This window comes from Streptomyces barkulensis, assembly GCF_002843305.1.
GTDB classification, from domain to species: domain Bacteria; phylum Actinomycetota; class Actinomycetes; order Streptomycetales; family Streptomycetaceae; genus Streptomyces; species Streptomyces barkulensis.
Map to the genome: position 1 here is coordinate 1 of NZ_PGSG01000082.1, position 1447 is coordinate 1447.

Below are 1447 nucleotides of genomic sequence, written 5' to 3' on the forward strand. Positions count from 1 at the left end.
GTGATCAAGATGGTGATGGCGATGCGGCACGGGGTGTTGCCGCGGACGTTGCATGTGGAGGAGCCGTCGGATCAGGTGGACTGGTCGGCGGGTGGGGTGCGGGTGCTGGCCGAGCCGGTGGTGTGGCCGGCCGGTGAGGGGCGTCCCCGGCGGGCGGCGGTCTCGTCGTTCGGGATCAGCGGCACCAACGCCCACCTCATCCTCGAAGAAGACCGGCGGGAGCCCGGCGAAGACCACCGGAACGAGCCCCACGACGACCTCCACGACTCCCACGAGCACCAGGACGGGCACCGCGACGAGCACGGGGAAGGGGCCCCGGCCGGAACCGGAGGCCGCCCCGTTCCCTGGGTGGTCTCCGCCGCCACCGAGACCGCCCTGCGGGCCCAGGCCGCACGGCTGCGCCACCACCTCGCGCACACCACCGAGGCGGACGAGGCCGGCATCGGCCACGCGCTCGTCACCACCCGGGCCGCCCTCGCCCACCGCGCGGTCGTCGTCGGCGCCGACCGGGACGCGCTGCTCGCCGGACTCGACGCCCTCTCCCGCGGTGAGACCGGCGCCGCCGTGCGCGGCGGACGCGCGAGCCGCCCGCGGAAGACCGCCTTCCTGTTCTCGGGGCAGGGCAGTCAGCGTCCGGGGATGGGGCGTGAGCTGTATGCGGTGTATCCGGTGTTCGCGGCGGCGTTCGATGCGGTGTGCGGGGAGGTGGACCGGTATCTGGAGCGGCCGTTGCGGGAGGTGGTGTTCGCGGCGGAGGGCAGTGCGGAGGCCGGGTTGCTGGATGAGACGCGGTATGCGCAGCCGGCGTTGTTCGCGGTGGAGGTGGCGCTGTTCCGGTTGTTGGAGAGCTGGGGTGTGGTGCCGGGGTGTGTGGCCGGTCATTCGGTCGGTGAGGTGGTGGCGGCGTATGTGGCCGGGGTGTGGTCGCTGGCCGATGCGTGTGCGTTGGTGGCGGCGCGGGGTCGGGTGATGCAGCAGGCGCCTTCGGGTGGGGCGATGGTGGCGTTGGCGGTGTCGGAGGAGGAGGTGGTGGCTCAGCTGGGCCGGTGGGGTGGCCGGGTGTCGGTGGCGGCGGTCAACGGTCCGGATGCGGTGGTGGTGTCGGGGGATGCCGTGGCGGTGGGGGAGGTGGCCGCGTGGTGGGCGGCGCGGGGGCGTCGTACGCGGCGGTTGCGGGTCAGTCATGCGTTTCATTCGGCTCATATGGAGGGTGTGCTGGAGGAGTTCGGGGCGGTGGTGCGGGGGTTGTCGTTCGCGCCGGCCGGTATACCGGTGGTGTCGAACGTGACCGGGCGGGTGGCTTCCGATGAGGAGTTGGCCTCGCCGGAGTACTGGGTGCGGCATGTGCGGGAGACGGTCCGTTTCGCCGATGGTGTCCGGGCGCTCCGTGGTGAGGGCGTCACCGTCTATCTGGAGGTGGGACCCGACCCCGTCCTCACCCCCGCCG

At 72.8% G+C, this 1447-nt stretch carries 1 protein-coding gene; it reads left to right on the forward strand.

The window, feature by feature from the left end; translation table 11 throughout:
* The coding region (locus CUT83_RS15130; protein WP_143688568.1) for an acyltransferase domain-containing protein at positions 1-1447 on the forward strand (1447 nt) is incomplete at both ends.